Annotated in this window: 13 protein-coding genes; 5 read left to right on the top strand and 8 right to left on the bottom strand. The window is 71.0% G+C overall.

Features of this window, described 5'->3' with window-relative positions:
- Positions 1-36 precede the first annotated feature (36 nt).
- On the bottom strand, positions 37-1,281 hold the full coding sequence (locus tag O7632_RS17035) for a glycosyltransferase family 4 protein (RefSeq protein ID WP_278115524.1): 1,245 nt from the start codon (positions 1,279-1,281) through the stop codon (positions 37-39).
- A 4-nt stretch (positions 1,282-1,285) separates the two neighbouring features.
- Positions 1,286-2,266, bottom strand: a complete 981-nt coding sequence (locus tag O7632_RS17030; protein WP_278115523.1) for an NAD(P)-dependent oxidoreductase — start codon at positions 2,264-2,266, stop codon at positions 1,286-1,288.
- A 426-nt stretch (positions 2,267-2,692) separates the two neighbouring features.
- Here O7632_RS17030 and O7632_RS17025 point away from each other — a divergent pair, with 426 nt between their 5' ends.
- From O7632_RS17025 to O7632_RS17015, 3 genes are all read left to right on the top strand, one after another.
- A complete protein-coding gene (locus O7632_RS17025) occupies positions 2,693-3,736 on the top strand; it encodes a polysaccharide biosynthesis protein (protein WP_278115521.1) in 1,044 nt (347 codons plus the stop codon).
- Complete coding sequence (locus tag O7632_RS17020; protein ID WP_278115519.1) at positions 3,733-4,761, top strand: SDR family oxidoreductase; 1,029 nt, start codon at positions 3,733-3,735, stop codon at positions 4,759-4,761. Before O7632_RS17025 ends, O7632_RS17020 begins: the two co-directional genes overlap by 4 nt.
- Positions 4,762-4,830: 69 nt before the next feature.
- Positions 4,831-6,327 (top strand): O-antigen ligase family protein, encoded by a 1,497-nt coding sequence (locus O7632_RS17015; protein WP_278115517.1) that lies wholly within the window; start codon positions 4,831-4,833, stop codon positions 6,325-6,327.
- On the opposite strand, the gene O7632_RS17010 is transcribed toward O7632_RS17015, so the two are convergent.
- Genes O7632_RS17010 through O7632_RS17000 form a run of 3 tightly spaced genes read right to left on the bottom strand, consistent with a single transcriptional unit; the run spans position 6,275 to position 10,282 of the window.
- On the bottom strand, positions 6,275-7,564 hold the full coding sequence (locus O7632_RS17010; RefSeq protein ID WP_278115516.1) for a glycosyltransferase: 1,290 nt from the start codon (positions 7,562-7,564) through the stop codon (positions 6,275-6,277). The genes O7632_RS17015 and O7632_RS17010 overlap by 53 nt on opposite strands.
- Positions 7,565-7,569: 5 nt before the next feature.
- Positions 7,570-8,841: a glycosyltransferase gene (locus O7632_RS17005; protein ID WP_278115514.1), complete on the bottom strand. Its 1,272-nt coding sequence runs from the start codon at positions 8,839-8,841 to the stop codon at positions 7,570-7,572.
- Positions 8,822-10,282, bottom strand: coding sequence for a lipopolysaccharide biosynthesis protein (locus tag O7632_RS17000; RefSeq protein WP_278115513.1), 1,461 nt, complete (start codon positions 10,280-10,282; stop codon positions 8,822-8,824). Before O7632_RS17000 ends, O7632_RS17005 begins: the two co-directional genes overlap by 20 nt.
- Positions 10,283-10,453: 171 nt before the next feature.
- Between O7632_RS17000 and O7632_RS16995 the strand changes: the two genes are divergently transcribed.
- Positions 10,454-12,481, top strand: coding sequence for a hypothetical protein (locus O7632_RS16995; protein ID WP_278115511.1), 2,028 nt, complete (start codon positions 10,454-10,456; stop codon positions 12,479-12,481).
- Between the two features lie 39 nt (positions 12,482-12,520).
- Here the strand turns inward: O7632_RS16995 and O7632_RS16990 are convergent, their stop codons facing one another.
- The 3 genes from O7632_RS16990 to wecB are packed head-to-tail and all read right to left on the bottom strand — an operon-like array spanning position 12,521 to position 15,472.
- Positions 12,521-13,060: a DapH/DapD/GlmU-related protein gene (locus tag O7632_RS16990; protein ID WP_278115509.1), complete on the bottom strand. Its 540-nt coding sequence runs from the start codon at positions 13,058-13,060 to the stop codon at positions 12,521-12,523.
- A 13-nt stretch (positions 13,061-13,073) separates the two neighbouring features.
- Positions 13,074-14,315: a glycosyltransferase gene (locus tag O7632_RS16985; protein ID WP_278115507.1), complete on the bottom strand. Its 1,242-nt coding sequence runs from the start codon at positions 14,313-14,315 to the stop codon at positions 13,074-13,076.
- Positions 14,316-14,347: 32 nt separating this feature from the next.
- Complete coding sequence (wecB, locus tag O7632_RS16980; protein WP_278115505.1) at positions 14,348-15,472, bottom strand: UDP-N-acetylglucosamine 2-epimerase (non-hydrolyzing); 1,125 nt, start codon at positions 15,470-15,472, stop codon at positions 14,348-14,350.
- Between the two features lie 232 nt (positions 15,473-15,704).
- Here wecB and O7632_RS16975 point away from each other — a divergent pair, with 232 nt between their 5' ends.
- Positions 15,705-17,672, top strand: coding sequence for a serine hydrolase (locus O7632_RS16975; RefSeq protein WP_278115504.1), 1,968 nt, complete (start codon positions 15,705-15,707; stop codon positions 17,670-17,672).
- Positions 17,673-17,783 lie beyond the last annotated feature (111 nt).

Raw genomic sequence — 17,783 nt, 5'->3', positions numbered from 1 at the left:
GGCGTACGGCGGACGAGTCGTGCCGGCCCGCCGCCGTCACCGTCTGCCGGCCACCGACTCGCGCAGCACCCGTTCGACCCGCTCGGCTCCGGCCGCCACGGAGAAGTACCGGTCGTAGTACACCCGGCCGGCCTGGCCGAGCAGTTCGAGCTTCTCCCGACCCAACCCGCAGAGTTCCCGTAGGGCGTCGGCGATCGAGTCGGGATCGCCCGGCCGCGCGGTGCGGCCCGCCCCGCTGTCGTGCGCGACCGCGGCGGCGTCGCCCTCCGCCGCCACCAGCAGAGCACGCCCGGCGGCCAGGATCGCCTGCAGCTTGCTCGGCATCGTGTACGCCGACATGCCGCCGGGGCGCAGACTCACGTAGTGCACGTCGCCGGTGGCCATCAGGGCCGGCATCCGCTCCCGGGGCAGCCGCCCCAGGAAGCGGACGTTCGTCGCGCCGACTTGTTCAACCCGTCGCCGCAGCCGGTCTTCGGCGGTGCCGGATCCGGCGATCAGGCAGACCAGCCGGGGATCACCGACCCTGGCGCAGGCGTCGATCAACGAGTCGAGGCCCTGGGCGGCGCCGAGCGCGCCGGCGTAGACGAGGACCACCTGGTCCGGCCGCAGTCCGAGGCGGGCGCGGAGGTCTCCCGAACGGGTCCGCAGGGTCTCGTCGGCCCACATCGGAACGTGAACCAGCTTCTCGGGCGGTACGCCGCGCCGGGCGAGCAGGTCTACGGCGCTGGGTGAGACACACGCGACCCGGGTCGCGCTGCGGTACATCGCGTCGCACCAGCCGGATATCCCGCGCTGGACCATCCGGGACGTCGGGTCGTCGCCGATGAAGCCGCTGGCCACCGCGCTGTCCGGCCAGACGTCGAGCACGTGCAGCAGCACCGGGACGCGGTGCACGTACCGTGCGTACCACATCGGCAGGGCGACGGTGATCGGCGAGTTGCCCACCCAGAGCGCGTCGAGGCCCCGCAGCACGTCCCTGCCGGAGGCGAGCGCGGAGGCGGCGAACGAGCCGTAGTTCACCAACCGCCGCAGGGCGGAGCGGTCGTGGCTGGGATAGAGTGCGACCCGGCGGATGTGTACCCGCTCGTCGACGTCGTCGACCTCGTCGAGCCGGCGTGCCAGCTGGTAGCCGGCGGCCAACCGACCGTTCGGATAGTTGGGGAAGCCGGTGAGGACCCGTACCTCGTGCCCCCGGCCGGCCAGGGCTCGGGCAAGCATGCCGGGTAGCGCAGCCGGCCCCGGCTCGGGGTCGTACCACTGGGTCAGCATGCCGATCCGCATGGCGTCACCTCGCTTCCGCGCCGACCCGAGCGGTCTGCGCACCAGGCCGTGCCGTCTCCGCGCGGGGCCGGGTAGCGGCCGGCGGCCGAAGCGGCTCCGGCCGGTCGGCGTGCCACAGGGCGGTCAACGACGTGCGCAGGTCGTACGCCGGTGCCCATCCCAGGACCCGGTTGCCGCGCTCGATGTCGGCGCACATCCATGGCACCGAGGCCGAACGGCTGGCGTCCGGGGTGAAGCTGCCGTCCCGGATACCGCCGGTGAAGCCGGCCACGTCGGCCAGCGACCGGACGACGTCGCGGGTCGCCACCGCCCGCCCACTGCCCACGTTGAACACCCGCTGCGGTCCTGGCTGGCAACGCGTCGCGGCCAGCACCGCCGCCGCCACGTCCCGTACGTCGACGAAGTCCCGGTAGGTGTCGTGCAGGCCGACAGCGATGTCGTCGGCGCCGTCGTCGACCGCCGCGCGGATCAAGGCCGCCACCCGACACAGGACGTTGCCCGCGGACATCCCGGCCCCGACGGGGTTGAACACCCGCAGCACCATCGTGTCGAGCCGGCCCGCCGCGCCCGCCAGTTCGGCCAACCGGGTCGCCGCCAGGTGACTGACGCCGTACTCGCTCACCGGCACCCCGGGATACCCCTCACCGACCGCGACGCCGTGCGGTACCGCGCCGTACTCGGCCGCCGAGCCGATCCGGATGAGGCGGGCGCCGGGTGCGGCGGACGCCATCGCCTCGATCAGTTTGGCGGTCGCCACCGCGTGCGCCTGGGTGAAGTCGTACCCGGAGCCGACGATTCGGCCGGCGGCCGCCACCACGACGTCCGGTCGTTCCCGGTCGACCAGGTCGGCCAGGGCCGGCAACTCCGTCTCGACGAGATCGCATTCCTGCCGGGTGGGCGACCGGACGATCATGTGGGGCGCGAGCTCGGCACGGATGTGCCGGCCTAGGAATCCGCGGCCGCCCAACAGCAGAACCCGCTTCATCGGCGGTTCAGATCGCCCATGCGCCCGGTCCAGGTACGGACGACGGTCTTCCGGCCGCCGGCCACGAGTGGGGCGGGCGCGGCGCCGACCGGAGGGACGGCGATCGGGACGCTGGCGGGCGCGGGCCTTTCGACTCGCGCTCGCTCGGCGCGCGCACGCTTGCCACGATCATCAGATTTGGCCATGTAGTACGCATACCATCTGCGAAACCTTCATAAGCCTCTTTTATGGCAAACAGGTCAGGCCGGCGACCCCGCCGACCAGCCACTTACCGCGTCCGCCTACCACCAACCGGCGATGCACACCGGCATCCGAGGGCTTTGCCGGAAAAGGTAACAACATGGCTTATAGAGCGGTATGTTCCGGTTCGACGAGATCCCGAGTCCCCGAGGACGGCCCGACGGGAACACAGGACAAGGGGCAGATGTGGTTACCTCGCTATCGGACAGACGTTTCCTGATCACCGGCGGCACGGGATCCTTCGGCCGGACGATGGTGTCCCGGCTGCTCGCCGCCGGTGCGGCGGAGATCCGGATCCTCAGCCGCGACGAGTCCAAGCAGGACGCGATGCGCCACCGGATCGGCGACGACCGGGTCCGCTACTACGTCGGTGACGTCCGCGACTACGACAGCGTGCTCAAAGCCGCCCGGGGCATGGAGTTCGTCTTCCACGCCGCAGCCCTCAAACAGGTGCCGTCCTGCGAGTTCTTCCCACTCGAAGCCGTCCGGACCAACGTGCTCGGCAGCGCCAACGTGGTGGACGCCTGCGAACGGGTCGGCGTCGAGGCACTCGTCCTGCTCAGCACCGACAAGGCGGTCTACCCGGTGAACTCTATGGGCATGACCAAGGCGTTGATGGAGAAGGTGGCGCAGGCGCACTCGCGCAACAACCCCGCCGCCCGGACCCGGGTCTGCTGCGTGCGCTACGGCAACGTGATGTACTCCCGGGGCTCGGTCATCCCGCTGTTCATCGACCAGATCTGTCGCGGCGGGCTGCCGACCGTCACCGAGCCGACGATGACCCGCTTCCTGATGTCGCTGGCCCAGTCGGTCGAATTGGTCGAACACGCGTTCCGGCAGGGCCAGCCGGGTGACGTCTTCATCCGCAAAGCGGATGCCTGCACGATCGGCGACCTGGCGACCGCACTGTGCAACCTGTTCGGCGTACCGGCGAAGTACACCGTGCTCGGCATCCGCCACGGCGAGAAGCTGTACGAGACCCTCGCCAGCCGGGAGGAACTCGCCTACGCCGACGACCTCGGCCAATTCCTCCGGGTGCCGGTGGACAGTCGTGACCTCAACTACGCGCTCTACTTCGACGAGGGCAACGTCGACCGTGGCGGACTGGCCGACTACAACTCGCACAACGCCCGACGGCTGTCCGTACCGGAGATCGAGGACCTGCTGTTGACCCTGCCCGAGGTACGGGCACAGCTCGACGCCGCGGCCGTCGCCGCCGTACCGGCATGACCGGCCCGGCAGGACCCGGCCCGCGACCGGACCGGGTGCCGCGACGGCGGGACGACCGGGCGGACGGCCGGCGGGGTGACGCGGCGGACGACCGGCGCGACACCGAGACGGTGACCCGGCGGATCCTGATCGTCGGCGCCACCGGCATGCTCGGACACGCGCTGGTCCGGGAGCTCAGTGACGTTCCGCGACTCGACGTGTACGGCACCGCCCGCGACGTCGCGGACCTGGCCGCGCACTCCCCGGCCGACCTGCTACGGCGGATCGTCCCCGACGTCGATGCCACCCGGTTCGGGCAGGTCCGTCGGGTTCTCGACGAACTGCGACCGGATGTCGTCGTCAACTGCGTCGGCGTCATCAAGCAACGCCCCGACGTGCAGGACGCCGTCCACACGGTGACCCTCAACGCGCTCTTCCCCCACCTGCTCGCGCAGGCGTGCGCCCAACGCGACAGCCGGTTGGTCCACGTCAGCACCGACTGCGTCTTCTCCGGCGACCGGGGCGGGTACGTCGAGCGGGACCTACCGGACCCACCGGACCTGTACGGGCGGTCCAAGCTGCTGGGTGAGGTCACCGGCGGCAGCGCGCTCACGCTGCGTACCTCGATCATCGGACACGAACTGACCACGAACCGTTCCCTGCTGGACTGGTTCCTCACTCAGCCGGGGCTGGTACGCGGCTTCACCAGGGCCATCTACAGCGGCGTGACGACCGTCGAGTTCGCCCGGCTGCTCCGAACGGTCGTCCTGCCCCGAACGGACCTGACCGGCCTCTACCACCTGGCCGCCGAGCCGATTTCCAAGTACGACCTGCTCCGGCTGGTCGCCGAGGTGTACGGCTGGCGGGGTGAACTCGTACCCGACGACGGGTTCGGGTGCGACCGGTCGATGCGGGCGCAGGCGCTGGCGCAGGCCACCGGCTACCGCCCGCCGAGCTGGCCGGACATGATCACGACGATGCACGCGGCCCGGAACCGGTGGTCCGGTGGGCAGACCCCGGCCGACCGTCCGAGCGTCCCCGTCTGACCCCGCGCCAACGAAGAGATCGCTGGCGGCGAGCCGGCCGGAGACGAAGGACATCATGTGGTGGAGCGTATGAGCCGACTGGCCCTGTACGCCGGTACGGCCTGTCTCGTCGGTCTCGTCACCGTCCTCACCCTCGGCGACCTTCTGATCGCCTCCGGCGCTGCGGCGGTGTTCGCGCTGCTCGTCCTGGCCTGGCGAACGGACGGCTGGCGCTGGCTGCTCGGGCTGACCATGGTGCTGTTGGTCTGCGCGTCATCCAACGTGCAGATGCTGGTGGACGCCAGCTACTACAGCCGGTACGTGGCGGTCGGTTGCCTCATCCTCTGGGCGCTGTGTGTCCGGGGCCGCCCGGTGGGGCGGGTCACGGGTTGGACGGCCGTGTTCGTCGGGGCGCTCTGGTCCCTGGCCGGCCTGGCGATCCTGAGTTCCACCTGGTCGGTGGTCCCGCTGGAAACCCTCCAGCGGGGCGTCGCGCTGCTGCTGCTGACCATGCTGGTGCATGTGGTGATCCGTCGCCGGTGGCCCGACCGGTCCACCATGGTGGGCGATCTGCGCACGATCTACCTGGTGCTCGGCATGTCCACGGTGGCCAGCATCGGGTACGGCTACGTCGACGACACACTCGTCCCCGCCATCGACGGCAGTGTGCGGCTGGAGGGTGTGTTCCACAATCCCAACATGCTCGGGATGGTCAGCGCCTTGACCATCCCCCTCGGGTGGGCGCTCTATCGGCAGTCCGGCCGGTGGGTCGAGCTGCTCGGCGTCGTACCGGCGGCGGCCGCCCTGCTGCTGTCGCAGTCACGCACCGGGCTGGTCGCCGTGCTCGTCGGAGCGCTCTGGATCGTGCTCCGCCACGGGATCGGACCGTTCGCCCGGCTCGCCGTCGGCGGCACGGCGGCGCTCCTGGTGGCGCACCTGTTCGATCTGCTGCCCAGGCTCACCGGGTCGGCCTTCGGACAGCAGATCGCCACCCGGTTCACCGACGGCGACGACCTGAGCAACGGCCGGACCAGGATGTGGGAGGCCACCATCGACCTGTGGTGGCAGAATCACCCCGCGCTGGGTTTCGGCTACGCGTCCCGCGACCACCTGGTCGAGCTGGCCAGCTACGACAGCATCGCCGGCTTGGCCGCCGGGGTGGTGCACAACAGTTATCTTCAACTGTTGCTGGAACTCGGCCTGGCGGCGGCCGTTCCCCTGCTGCTGCTCCTGTTAGCGGCCGGTCGGGCCGTGCTGCGCGCCCCGGTGAGCCAGGCCAACTCGGGTCTGATCTGGCTCATCGTGACCGGGTTGCTCATCCAGGTCACCGAATCGGCGATGTTCGGCACCGGGCACACCTACCCGTACGTGTTCTGGTTGGCGGTGGCCGCCGTGCTGGCGCATCTGCCGTCGGACCGGCGACCGGACCAGCGGCCGGACCAGCGACCGGACCAGCAGCGACGACCACGTCAGCGGCCGGGCCGGCGACGCCCGGCTCAGGTCGGCGACCGGCCGAGCCGGCCGCGTACCCGGGTCACCGCCCGCCTGGCGGGGGCCGGCGCTGCCGGCGGCCGACGAACGCGCTGACCCGGCTCCGCCAGGCACGATGGTCGAACGAGTCACGGGCCCGGGTCCGGGCGGCCCGGCTCATCGCCGCCCATCGGTCGTCGCGCAACCGGAGCGCCCGCTCGATGGCCCGGCGGACGTCGTCCGAGCCGTTGCCGTCGAGTACCAGACCTTCGACGTCGTCCCGCACATAGTCGGCGAGGTCGCTGGTGTGGTTAAGCATCACCGGGCACCCGGCGGCAAGGCTCTCCGGCACCTTCGACGGGAATCCGTTGGCCGCGTAGCCGCCGGTGGGCCGGACCAGCAACGAGAAGTGCGAGGTGGACAGCAACGCCAGGACGGTGTCCCGAGGTACCCGGCCGAGGAAGACAACCTCGGCCGACACGGCGTCCAGCACCGCCGGGTCGAGGTCGGACCGGGCGGCGGCGTCGTCCCGGGTGACCCCGGCGATGGTGAGACTGACCCGCCGCTGGTCGTCCGGCGCGAGCCGGCTGATGCCACGCAGGATCACGTCGAGCATGTCCTTACGGGCCGGGGTCCCCGCGTAGAGCAGACGCAGTCCCGCGTCGAGCGGCGGCGGCCGCGGCGGCGCGAACTCGTCACAGTCGACCTGCGGCGGAACCACCAGCACGTCCATGCCGTGCCCTTGGAGGTAGGCGGCCAGGGTGGTCGAGACCGTCGTGGCCCGACCCACCAACCGGGTCGCCAGGAAGGTCGACCAGCGGTGCCGGACGAAGTAGGGCTCCAGCCAGCCACGCCGGAACTGGCGGCGGTCGTGCCGCTCACTGGCGTCGACCACCACCGGGCAGCGCAGGGCCAGCCGCAGCGCCGCCCAGTTGCCGAGCGTCATCATGGCCATCGGTAGCAGCACGACGGAGACGTCGCCCCGGCCGAGGTCGCGGCGGTGCACCGCGCGCAGCACCCGGACCGGGCGGGCCAGGCGGGCGGCCATCCGGGTGAGCCGGTTCGCGCCCCGGACCCGCAGGGTGATCAGGTCGACGCCGGCCACCTCGCAGGTCGAGGACGGGATGGGGACCTCGCACGGCCAGTCGTTGACGACCAGCGTACGGGTGCCCTCCGGGGCGGCGCTGCGGGCCAGTTGCAGCAGCCGGTTCGAGGTGGCGTCCCCGTGCGGGAACGCGTACGCGCCGACGAGCAGCGGCCGGGGGATCCTTTTCGTCGGCTCGGCCGGCCCGGCCTGCGTCGACGGGTCCGCCCCGGCGGCGACTCCGGCCGCCACCACGGTCTGGTCGTTCATCGTTCTCACCGTTCCGAGTCGACCGGCGGCCGACCCTGGGGTCGTACGTGCTGAGGCTGTGGCGTGGGGCTGGTCCGATGCCGTCTGTGGCGTCGGTAGATCTCCAGGTGGGTGGCGGCGGCCGTGTCGATGGCGAAGACGCTGCGGTCGAATCGGTCGACCGCGTCGGTCGGATCGGTCGCCGTCGTGTGCGCGGCGGCGACGAGCACCGCCGCCGCCCACACCTGTGGCGCGGCGTCGATGTCGACGATGGTGACGCCGGGCAGGTGGTCGCGGATGAACCGCACCCCGGGCAGGTCGCAGGCCACGGTCCCGATGCCGAGCGCGACCGGTTCCAGGACGCCCCCGGGCATTCCTTCCAGGCAGGAGGGATGGATGACCACGTCGGCCTGGCGCAGCAGTCCGCCCACGTCGTCGCGCGCGCCGAGCAGGTGGACCCGGTCGGCGACGCCGGCGGCGGCGGCCGCCCGGACCCGGGCGTCGTCGCCGGCCTCGCCCGGACCGACGAGTACGGCGTGCGCGGACACCCCCTCGGCGCGCAGGGCGGCCAGGACGGGCGGGATCAGCCAGCGTCGCTTCTCCGGGGAGCCCCGCCCGACGCTGACGCAGACCAGGTCCCCCGCCCCGGCGCCGATCATGGTCCGCAGGTCGCAGTCGCTGGGCTGGCGAAGCCGGTCGAGGTCGAGTCCGTTGAGGACGACCTGGCAGCGGGGGTCGTCGGCCCAGTCGGGGCGGTAGCCGAAGGTCAGCGAGCTCGGCGAGACGCCGAGGATGTCGGTGGCGCCGGCCCGCAGCAGCCGCCCGCCGGCCCACCGGACGACGCGCCGGGGCAGGGTACGGGGCTGGTTGTCGTCGCCCCGGAAGTGGGCGACACGGCCCGGCACTCCGGCGAGTCGGGCGAGCGTGAGCGGCACGCCGGAGAAGTTGGCGCAGTCGACGTGCACCACGTCGGGGCGCAGGCGGCGCAGCAGACGGTGGAACCGGAGGGGAAACCGCTGGTCGAGCGGGATCGGGGTGACCGAGCCGCCGCACCGGTCGACGACGCCGGCCAGCGGCCCCGGACCGATCCGGTCGCTGAGCGTCACCAGATGCATCTCGGTGCCGGCTTCGGCGAGGCGGGGCAGCAGTTCGGCGGTGCGGATCTCCGTACCGCCGTAGTTGAGGGCGCTGACGACCCGCAGCACCCGGCAGCCGCCCGTACGGCGATCGGCGCCACCGGGGTCGTCGTCGACCGCAGCGTTGTCGACAGCGTGGTCGTCAACCACCGGCTCGGACACGTGGCTCCCCTTTGTCTGGCGACCGGGCCGGCACGTCCCGGTCGTGGTGTGGTTGGCTGACGCGCAGCGCCCGCCGGTAGCCGACGACAGCGGCTGGCGCCATGGTGAGCAGGTAGGCGACGCACGCCGCCGTCGGCACGGCGACGAGCCCGACGTGGTGCAGTCCCCAGATCTTGAGTGCGGTCGCCAGCAGCAGGAACGATCCCCAGCCGAGGAACTGCGGACGGAGCAGGCCGATGCTGTTCTGGACCAGGATCAGCGGGGACGTGACCGCCACCAGTACCGACCAGCCGGCGAGTCCGGCGAGGACCGCGACCGACACGGTCGACGGGTCGACACCGCCGACCCACAGGTCGATCAGCTGGTGGCCCCAGGCGACCAGCGCGACGCCGACCGTCCCGACGATCGTCGCGTAGAGCGCCACCATCCGGCGGGTGTGCCGGCGTACCCAGGTAACCTCGCCGCGGGTCAGCGCGGCGCCGTTGACCGGCCAGAGCGTCATCCCGACGAGTCCGACGAACACCGACAGGACGCCGAAGAGCTTCACGGCGACCGCGTAGTGCGCCGCCACGGTGAGTCCCAGGACGTTGGCCACCAACGGGCTGTCCATGTTGAGCGCGACCGACGACATGGCGGTGAGGGCGAAGAACTGCAGGCCGAGCCGGAGCAGGCCGGCGGCGGTCGCCCGGTGTACGAGGCGCGGGCGCGGCCGCTTGGCGGGCTGCTGGATGCCGAAGTAGACCACGGTGTTGAGCGCGTTGGTCACTGGTACGGCCAGCACCGCGCAGGCGATGACCCCGAGGGGAGCCCAGCCGGCGGCGATGGCGACGAGGACGCCGACCATGGCGGCCAGGGATCCGGCCGACTGCCAGACACTGCTCTGCACGACCTGTCCGTCGGCGTACTGGATCCGGTGGATCAACGAGAACGGGATGTTGACGGCGAAGGCACCGAAGCAGAGCAGGACCACGGCGGACGTCTCGGCGGCGACGGTCGGGTCGGTGACGCCGAACAGCCGGTCCCAGGGCACCGACGGGTCGACCAGGACGAGTCCGCCGAGCAGGGCCGCCGCGACCGCGCCGACGGTGGCGAACGCGCTGGAGATTTCCCTGGCCTGCTGCCGGACGTCGTCGCCGAGGTGGCTGAGCCGGGTCAGCAGGCCGTTGCCCAGCCCCAGGTCGGCGAACCAGGCCATCCCGGTGAGCGCGGTGACCGCCATCCACAGGCCGTAGCGCTGTTCGCCGAGGTATCGGAAGCAGGCGGGGGTGATGACCAGTGGCGCGGCCAGCCCGACGCCTTTCGCCACCATCGCGGTGGCGATGCCGATGGTGATCGCGCGTTCCCGCTGGCGTGGTGTGTCGGGTTCGCCGACCGGAGCGGCCGCAGCGATCGGGCTGACCGGGCTGACCGGGGCAGTCGGCTCGGCGGTCGGAACGCGCATGCAATCCCCTCGGTACGTGGCCCGCTCACCGGTACATCGAGCGAGGACGACTATCCGTTACGGGTGCAAAGCGCATTTTGTCCAGTCAGGGAGCCGACACGACTCACCGCCACCCCACAACGGCAGCGCATAGTAGTCGCACAATTGCTCTGAGTTGTGAGGGTGCCGACCATGACCGGCCTGACCGTGTACCGATCCAACGCCCTGATGTCCATCAGATCGCGGTTCGACGCCACCCGGGACCTGGTGATGCCCGCAAACCTGGCCTACGCCGAAGCGATGGTCGGCATGTGGCACTCCGGGCTACCGCAGGTCACCCTCGTGCCGTCGAGCGCCACCGACGCCCAGGTGTGGCCGGTCATGTCCGCCGTCGGCACCCGGATCCACGACACCTCCGACGACAACTGCCCGATCAACACCGGCTGGTCGTACGTCGGCGGCAACCACGGCTACAACATCGGCTGCCAGATCACCGTCACCGCCCACCGCAAGACCGCCGCCGACGTGGGCTCCCGATGGACCGACGGCACCCGGACCTTCACCCTGCTGGCCGTCACCAACGCCAACAGTCTGCTGTTCGGCAACCCGTACACGATCGTCGACGGCATCGCCCAAGGGGTACGGGCCCGGCCGGCGGCACCGCTGACCCACGTCGCGGGCGCCACCAACCGGACCACCGTACCGATCACCAGCGTGACGCCCGACGTGCAGATCCGACCGGCCACCCACTCGCACGTCGTGACCGTCGAACTCGACGGCCGACCGGTGCCCGACGGCCGGTCCACCGGCCAGGAGCTGCGGATCCGCGAGTCGTACGTCATCCCCTCCTACCGGGGCATGATCGACACCGCGCAGGCGAACGTCGGCACCCCGATCGCCACGATCATGGCCCGGATCCCGTCGCTGTGCCGGATCGACAACCTCTACCGCTGGTCGACCGGCGGACTGCTGGTCACCCAGACGGTGACCGCGCTCGACCGGTTCACCCTCAACGCCGGCGTCACCCAGAGCTCGGCGCTGACCGCCCCGGCCGGCGGCAGCCGCCGCCAGTTCGTGCCGAACGTCGGCGTCGCCGGCGGCCTCAACTGGTCAGCCTGGGCCACCATCGACACCCTCGCCACCCTGACCGACTTCACCCCGGCGGTGTTGCGGGATCCGACGATGCCGGTGGCCAGCATGACCCAGTGGGCGGTCACCAGCGCCGGGGCGCAGCAGTGGGGCATCGCCGTCGGACTGCTGCCGATCGACGACGGGCAACCCGAGACCCGGGTCCGGTACACCACGGCCAAGAGCTGGTTCGTCAGCTCCAGCTTGAAGAAGAACTATCCCCAGCTGGTTTGGGGCCGCACCCTGCAGGCCGGCCAATCGGTGACCGGTACGGCGTACCGGCGCTATCTCGCCCCGCCCTCGGCGGCCACCGAGATCGTCGTCTCCACCGGCGACCACGACTTCGTGATCATCGAACGGGTCGGCACCGTCGCCCAGGCCCGGATGGCGGCGCCGACGCTGGCGTACCGACGGTTGATCACGGCAGGTCCGACCAACCTCACGGTGCCGGAGCGGGTACCGACCGACGGCATCCCGTACCAGGTGCCGGTCTCCCCCGGCTACGGGCTGTGGCGCGCGGAACTCGACCAGGCCAGCCCGCAGCCGCTGCCCGGGGCGACGTACGGCGTCGGCAGCTACTTCCTGCCGTTGGCCGGCAAGACCCAGACGACCACCTGGACCGGCGCGTTCCAGCGGCTCCTGCTCTACCCGGTGTATCTGGCCGAAGCCACCCCGGTGGACCGGGTGTGCGTCGAGGTGACGACCGCCGGCACCGGTGTGCTGCGCCACGGCGTCTACGCCCACGACCCGACGACCGGCCGGCCCGCGTCGGGCGGCCCGATCGCCGACTTCGGCACCCTCGCGGTGAACACCATCGGGGTCAAGGAGTCCACGCTGGGTGCGCCCGTGCTGCTGCCCGCCGGCTGGCACTGGTACGGCATCGTCTGGCAGGTCACCGGGACCACCCCGCCGACGGTGCGGACCAGCGGCGTCGGCAGCGCCACCGTCCTCAACCTGGGGACCAGCGCGGCGGCGATGTCCGGTGACCGGTTCGGGTACGAGGTGGCCGGCGTCGCCGGCACTCTCGGCGCGGTCACACTCGGCGGTGTGCACCAGTTCCCCACCCCACGGGTCGCCTACCGGCGGGCGTGACGGTCAAGCGCGCGTGGCCGGCTCGACCGCGCGGCCGGCTCAGCCGGTGGTCACGCCGTAGATCCGTTTCATCGCCTCGTGTTTGGCCGGGACGGGCAGGTGTCCGATACCGAGCGACTTGGCGCGCAGCCGCTCCAGGTATTCGTCGGTGCTGCGCAGCGGCCGGGCCGGCACCCCGGCGGCCACGGTGTTGTCCGGGATGTCGCGGGTGACGACCGATCCCGCGCCGATGACGCACCGGTTGCCGATGGTCACCCCGGCCAGGATCATCGCGCGCATGCCGATGTAGACGTCGTCGCCGATGGTGATCGGGGCCGTCCAGTCCAGCTCCGGATGGTCCTTGCGCAGGATCAACGTACCGCCGTCGTGGGTCACGAACTGCACCTCGGAGGTGATGTAGACGTTGTCCCCGATGGTGATCAGCCACGGCTCCGAGCCGAACATGGCCCGGCTGACCCCGTAGAATCTGACCCGGCCGGTCAGGTTGACCCCGAGGGACCGGACGAACGCCTCCGGGTCCCGGGTGGCGGCCAGATGGTCGCGCACCCGGCGAACCACCGTCCTGGTTCGACTGAACACCAGTCCGTCTCCTTCAGCCGCAGAACTGCCGGGCGTGGTCCAGCACGTTGAGGTCCTGGGCCTCCTGCCGCCACCGCCGGTAGCGCCGTGCCGCGATCTCCTTCGCCTCGGCCCGTTCCCCGGCCGGGCGGGCGGCCAGCCGCTCCACCACGGCGGTCAGCTCGGCGGTCGTCACCGGGTCGACGACCACTCCGGCGGCGTCGGAGATCAACGCGCTGAACGGTGTCGCGTCGGAGCAGACGACCGGGCATCCGGCCGCCAGGCTCTCCAGGATCACGTGGCCGTAGTTCTCGCCGAGGGTCGGAAACAGGAACGCGTCGTAGCGGCTGAAGGTGTCCAACACCTCGTCGGCCGCCAATTCGCCGAGGTAGCGGACCCGTACATGTCCCGGCGTCGACGCCAGCACGTCCCGGCAGCGGGCCCAGTACCGTTCGTCCTCGATCGGGCCGAACACGTCAAACTCGACCGGCTGGCGTACGGCGGCCACCGCCGCCAGCGCGACTTCCAGGTTCTTCATCGGCGACACCCGCCCGACGAAGACCAGCCGCAGCGGTCCGTGGTGCGGGACGACCGGCGGTGCGGGCCGGTCCGGGATCGGGCTCTCGTTGCCGTTGACCATGACCCGCGCCCACGGCAGGTGGGCCAGGATCTGCTCCTCCTCCAGGTGGCTGCAGGCCTGCCACCGTACGTCGAGCCGACGCAGCACCGGCGCCCACAGCGCCAGGAACAGCCGCTTCTTGGCCCGCTTGATGGCCAGCGCACCCGGTGACAGCTCACCCCGTGGCGCGAGCAGGATCGCCCGGACCCGGATCAGCCGCAGCGCGACCGCCAGGATCGGCACGACCGAGAACAGCGACCACAGACTGTTGACGTACAGCAGGTCGACCGGCCGCGACCGGATCAGCCGGAGCATCCGTACCCAGTGCCGGGGATCGACCGGGTCGAGGTAGAAGACCGCGCTGCGGTCGTCACGGCGCACAATCTCACCGGACAGCCCCGGGTACGGCGTCGAGGCTCCCAGGTCCCGGTCGCGGGTCACCAACGTGACGTCGAGGTCGTCGGGCAGCGTGTCCAGGATGAACCGCAGCGACCGGATCGGGCCGCCGCCCCGGAACCCGGGCTCGAACGACCCGGCGGTGGCGACCACCCGGTAGGTGGCCACTGGCACGTCGGCGTCCGGCAGATCGGCGTCCGGCAGGTCAGCACCCGGCAGATCGGCGTCCGCTCCGGCGTATCGGGTCGCCTCGGTCGCCATCGCTTCTCCCCCGGTCCGTCCGGGCCGTGCCGTCACCGCCGCAGCCCGGCCCACTCGTGATGCCGGCGGACGGTGGACAGGATGAAGTCGACGACCCGCCGCGACGTGTCGGGCACCTGGTAGTCCGCCGGGCACGGCACCCCGGCGGCGGCCACCTGGTCGACGGTCACCCGGACCGCCTCCAGCACCCCGTACGGGTCGAGTCCGGTCATGATGATGCCGCCGGCGTCGAGCGCCTCGGGCCGTTCCATCGAGTTGCGCAGGGTCACCGCCGGGAAGCCGAGGATCGCCGCCTCTTCGCTGATGGTGCCGCTGTCGGACAGCGTGCACCGGGCGGCGCGCTGCAGGCTGACGTAGTCGAACAGGCCGAACGGTTCGTGGAAGGTGATGCCGTCGAGGCTGGTCGGGTCGGTCGCCAACGCTTCCAACCGTTTGCGGGTACGGGGATGGGTGGAGACCAGCACCGGCAGCCGCCATTCGTCGCGGACCGCCCGCAGGCAGTCGAGCAGCCGGTGCAGCCGGTCGGGGCGGTCGACGTTCTCCTCGCGGTGGGCGCTGACGACGAAGTATCCGCCGGGGGTGAGGGCCAGCTGGTCGAGCACGGTGGACCGGGCGATGTCGGCCTGGTAGTGGTCGAGGACCTCGCGCATCGGTGAGCCGGTGTGCAGGATCCGGCGCGGGTGCAGGCCTTCGGCGAGCAGGTTACGCCGGGCGTGTTCGGTGTAGACCAGGTTGAAGTCGGAGACGTGGTCGACGAGGCGGCGGTTGGTTTCCTCCGGCACGTTGAGGTCGAAGCAGCGGTTGCCGGCTTCCATGTGGTAGACCGGCACCCGCATCCGGCGGGCCATCAGCGCGGCGATGGCGCTGTTGGTGTCGCCGAGGATCAGCAGCGCGTCGGGTTGGTGTTCGGTGATCGCGTCCTCGACGCCGACCAGCACGCCGCCGAGCACCCGGCCCAGGGATGTGGTGTCGACGCCGAGGGACCGGTCCGGCGCGCGCAGGCGCAGCTCGGTGAAGAAGACGTCGGACAGCGACGTGTCCCAGTTCTGCCCGGTGTGCACGAGCACGTGCTCCACCGTACGGTCGAGCCGGTCCATCACCCGGGACAGCCGGATGATCTCCGGCCGGGTGCCGACCACGGTCATCACGCGGGTCACGGGCTGGCTCCTTCGCTCGCGGTCCAGGACGCGCACGCCGGGGGTGCACCGGGCACACACCGGGTACGGCCGCCGGCTGCGGCCGCACCACGGCGTACGTCGGGTTAAACGGTGCAAATGCCAACTAGTTACGCAGTTCGCCCGGTGGCGCGAAAGTTGTTGGCGGTCGCGGTGGCTGGTCCTCCTATCGGTGTCCGGCACCTGTCGGACCCCGTGAGAGGAGCAGCAGGAGATGAGATCCGGACCCCCACGCGGCCCGTTTCGCCGCGTACTCGCCTCGGTGGCCGCCGTCACGACGGCGGTCGCGCTGGCCGGCATCGCCGTCACCCCGGCGGCGGCCCATCCCGGTCTGCCGTCGGCGGCCTTCGACCCCGACGAGGTCGGCTGGGTGTCGTTACGGGACATGACGCCCGCCGACTTCCAGGTCAGATTCGACGAGTACGCTGCCGCCGGTTACCTGGTCATCGACCTCGACGTGGACATGGACGGCAAGGAGCGGCGCATCGGCGCGGTGTTCCAGCGCAACCTCGACGGCCGGGGCTGGCTGGTGCGGACCAAGCTGACCAAGGCCGAGTTCGACACCGAGTTCGTCAAGGCGGCGGACGACCGGATGCGGCTCGTCGACTTCGAGACCTACGTCCAGGACGACGTTCGCTACTACGCCGCCGCCTGGGTACGCAACGTCGAAGGCTACGGCTGGTCGATGAAGTACAACCTGACCGGCGACGAGTACCTCGCCTACTACAAGGAGCAGCGGCGCACCCGGTTGCCGGTCGACGTCGACATCTACCCGACCGGTGCCGGCACCCGCTACTCGGTGACCTGGGTGGACAACGCCGAGAACCTGGCCTGGAAGCTGCTCGCCGGGATCACCCGGACCGAGTATCAGGACGCGGTCGACGCCTACCAGGGGGTCTACCGGTCGCTGGTCGTCGACTCGGCGATCACCCCCGCCGGCCAGCGGTACGCCGGCATCTGGGTGGAGAACGTCAACCATCGCGGCTGGTGGGTACGCAGTGATCTGACCCGCCAGGAGTACGTCAACTGGTGGCACCGGTACGCCGACGAGGGCTACCGGGTGATCAACTTCGAACGGTACGAGACGGCCGACGGCACCCGCTACGCCGGGATCTGGCGGCAGAACTCCGACCGGCCCGGCTGGAAGCTGCGCCGCTCCGTGGACAACCTGATCCAGTCCGAGATGGACAGCCTGGACATGCCCGGCGTGTCGGTGGCGGTCATGCAGGACGGCAAGTTCCTCTACCTGCGCGGGTTCGGGCACGCCAACGTCGACGACGACGTGTGGCTGGACTCGGGGCACGTGATGCGGATCGCCTCGGTGGCCAAGGGCGTCGGTGGCGTACTCACCATGCGGCTGGCCGAGGACGGGCAGATCGAACCCGACGACGACGTCCGGGATCACGTGCCGGGGCTTCCCAACCATCACGCATACACGGTGGAGCAGGTGGCCAGCAACCGGTCCTGCGTACGGCATTACGCGGGTACGGAGGCCGACGACGGCGCGGACGCGGCCGACGTCGCCCAGTGGCAGGCGGAGGACGACACCCTGGCTACCTCCTGGTACGCCAACGCCACCGCCGCCGGTGCCGCCTTCTGGGACAGTGATCTGGTCTGCCCGGTCGGCACGTCGCACTACAGCACGCACGGCTACACCATTCTCGGCGCGGCGCTGGAGGGAGCGACCGGCACGCCGGTGGCGGAACTGGTCGAGACGGAGCTGACCGCCGCGTACGACCTGGGCACGCTGCGTCCGGAGGATCTGTCGGACACCTCGGTACGGCGGACCACCCTGTACGACGGCAGCAACGACGAGTACGGCGGTGACGAGGTGAGCTGGAAGGTCCTCGGCGGCGGCATGGAATCGTCGGTGGCCGACCTGGCGCGCTTCGCCGACAAGCTGGTCGACGAGCAGATCGTCTCCGGCGACTCGCTCGACGCCATGTGGGTGGACACCGGATGGGGGTACGCCTACGGCTGGTCGATCGACACCGAGGACGGACACCTGCGGGTCGGCAAGAACGGCGGCGCCACCGGATCGACGGCCTACCTGCAGATGTACCCCGACGACGGGATCGTGGTCGCCGTGTTGATGAACCGCGCCGACGGGGTCGCCGACAACAACCGGTCCGAGGTGCTCGGCACCGAGATCGGCAGCCTCGTGCTGAACACCCTGCCGTAGCAGTACCAGCGGCGATACCAACCAGGACGGCCCGCCACCCTCGGCGGGCCGTCCCGGCGTCGTCACCGCTCGCGTCCTCCACCAGGCCAAGTCAGCGCCGACTCACCCGAC

Source organism: Solwaraspora sp. WMMD406 (assembly GCF_029626025.1).
Lineage (GTDB): Bacteria > Actinomycetota > Actinomycetes > Mycobacteriales > Micromonosporaceae > Micromonospora_E.
The sequence above is the reverse complement of the archived record's forward strand: the minus strand, read 5'-3'. Positions and strand labels throughout refer to the sequence as shown.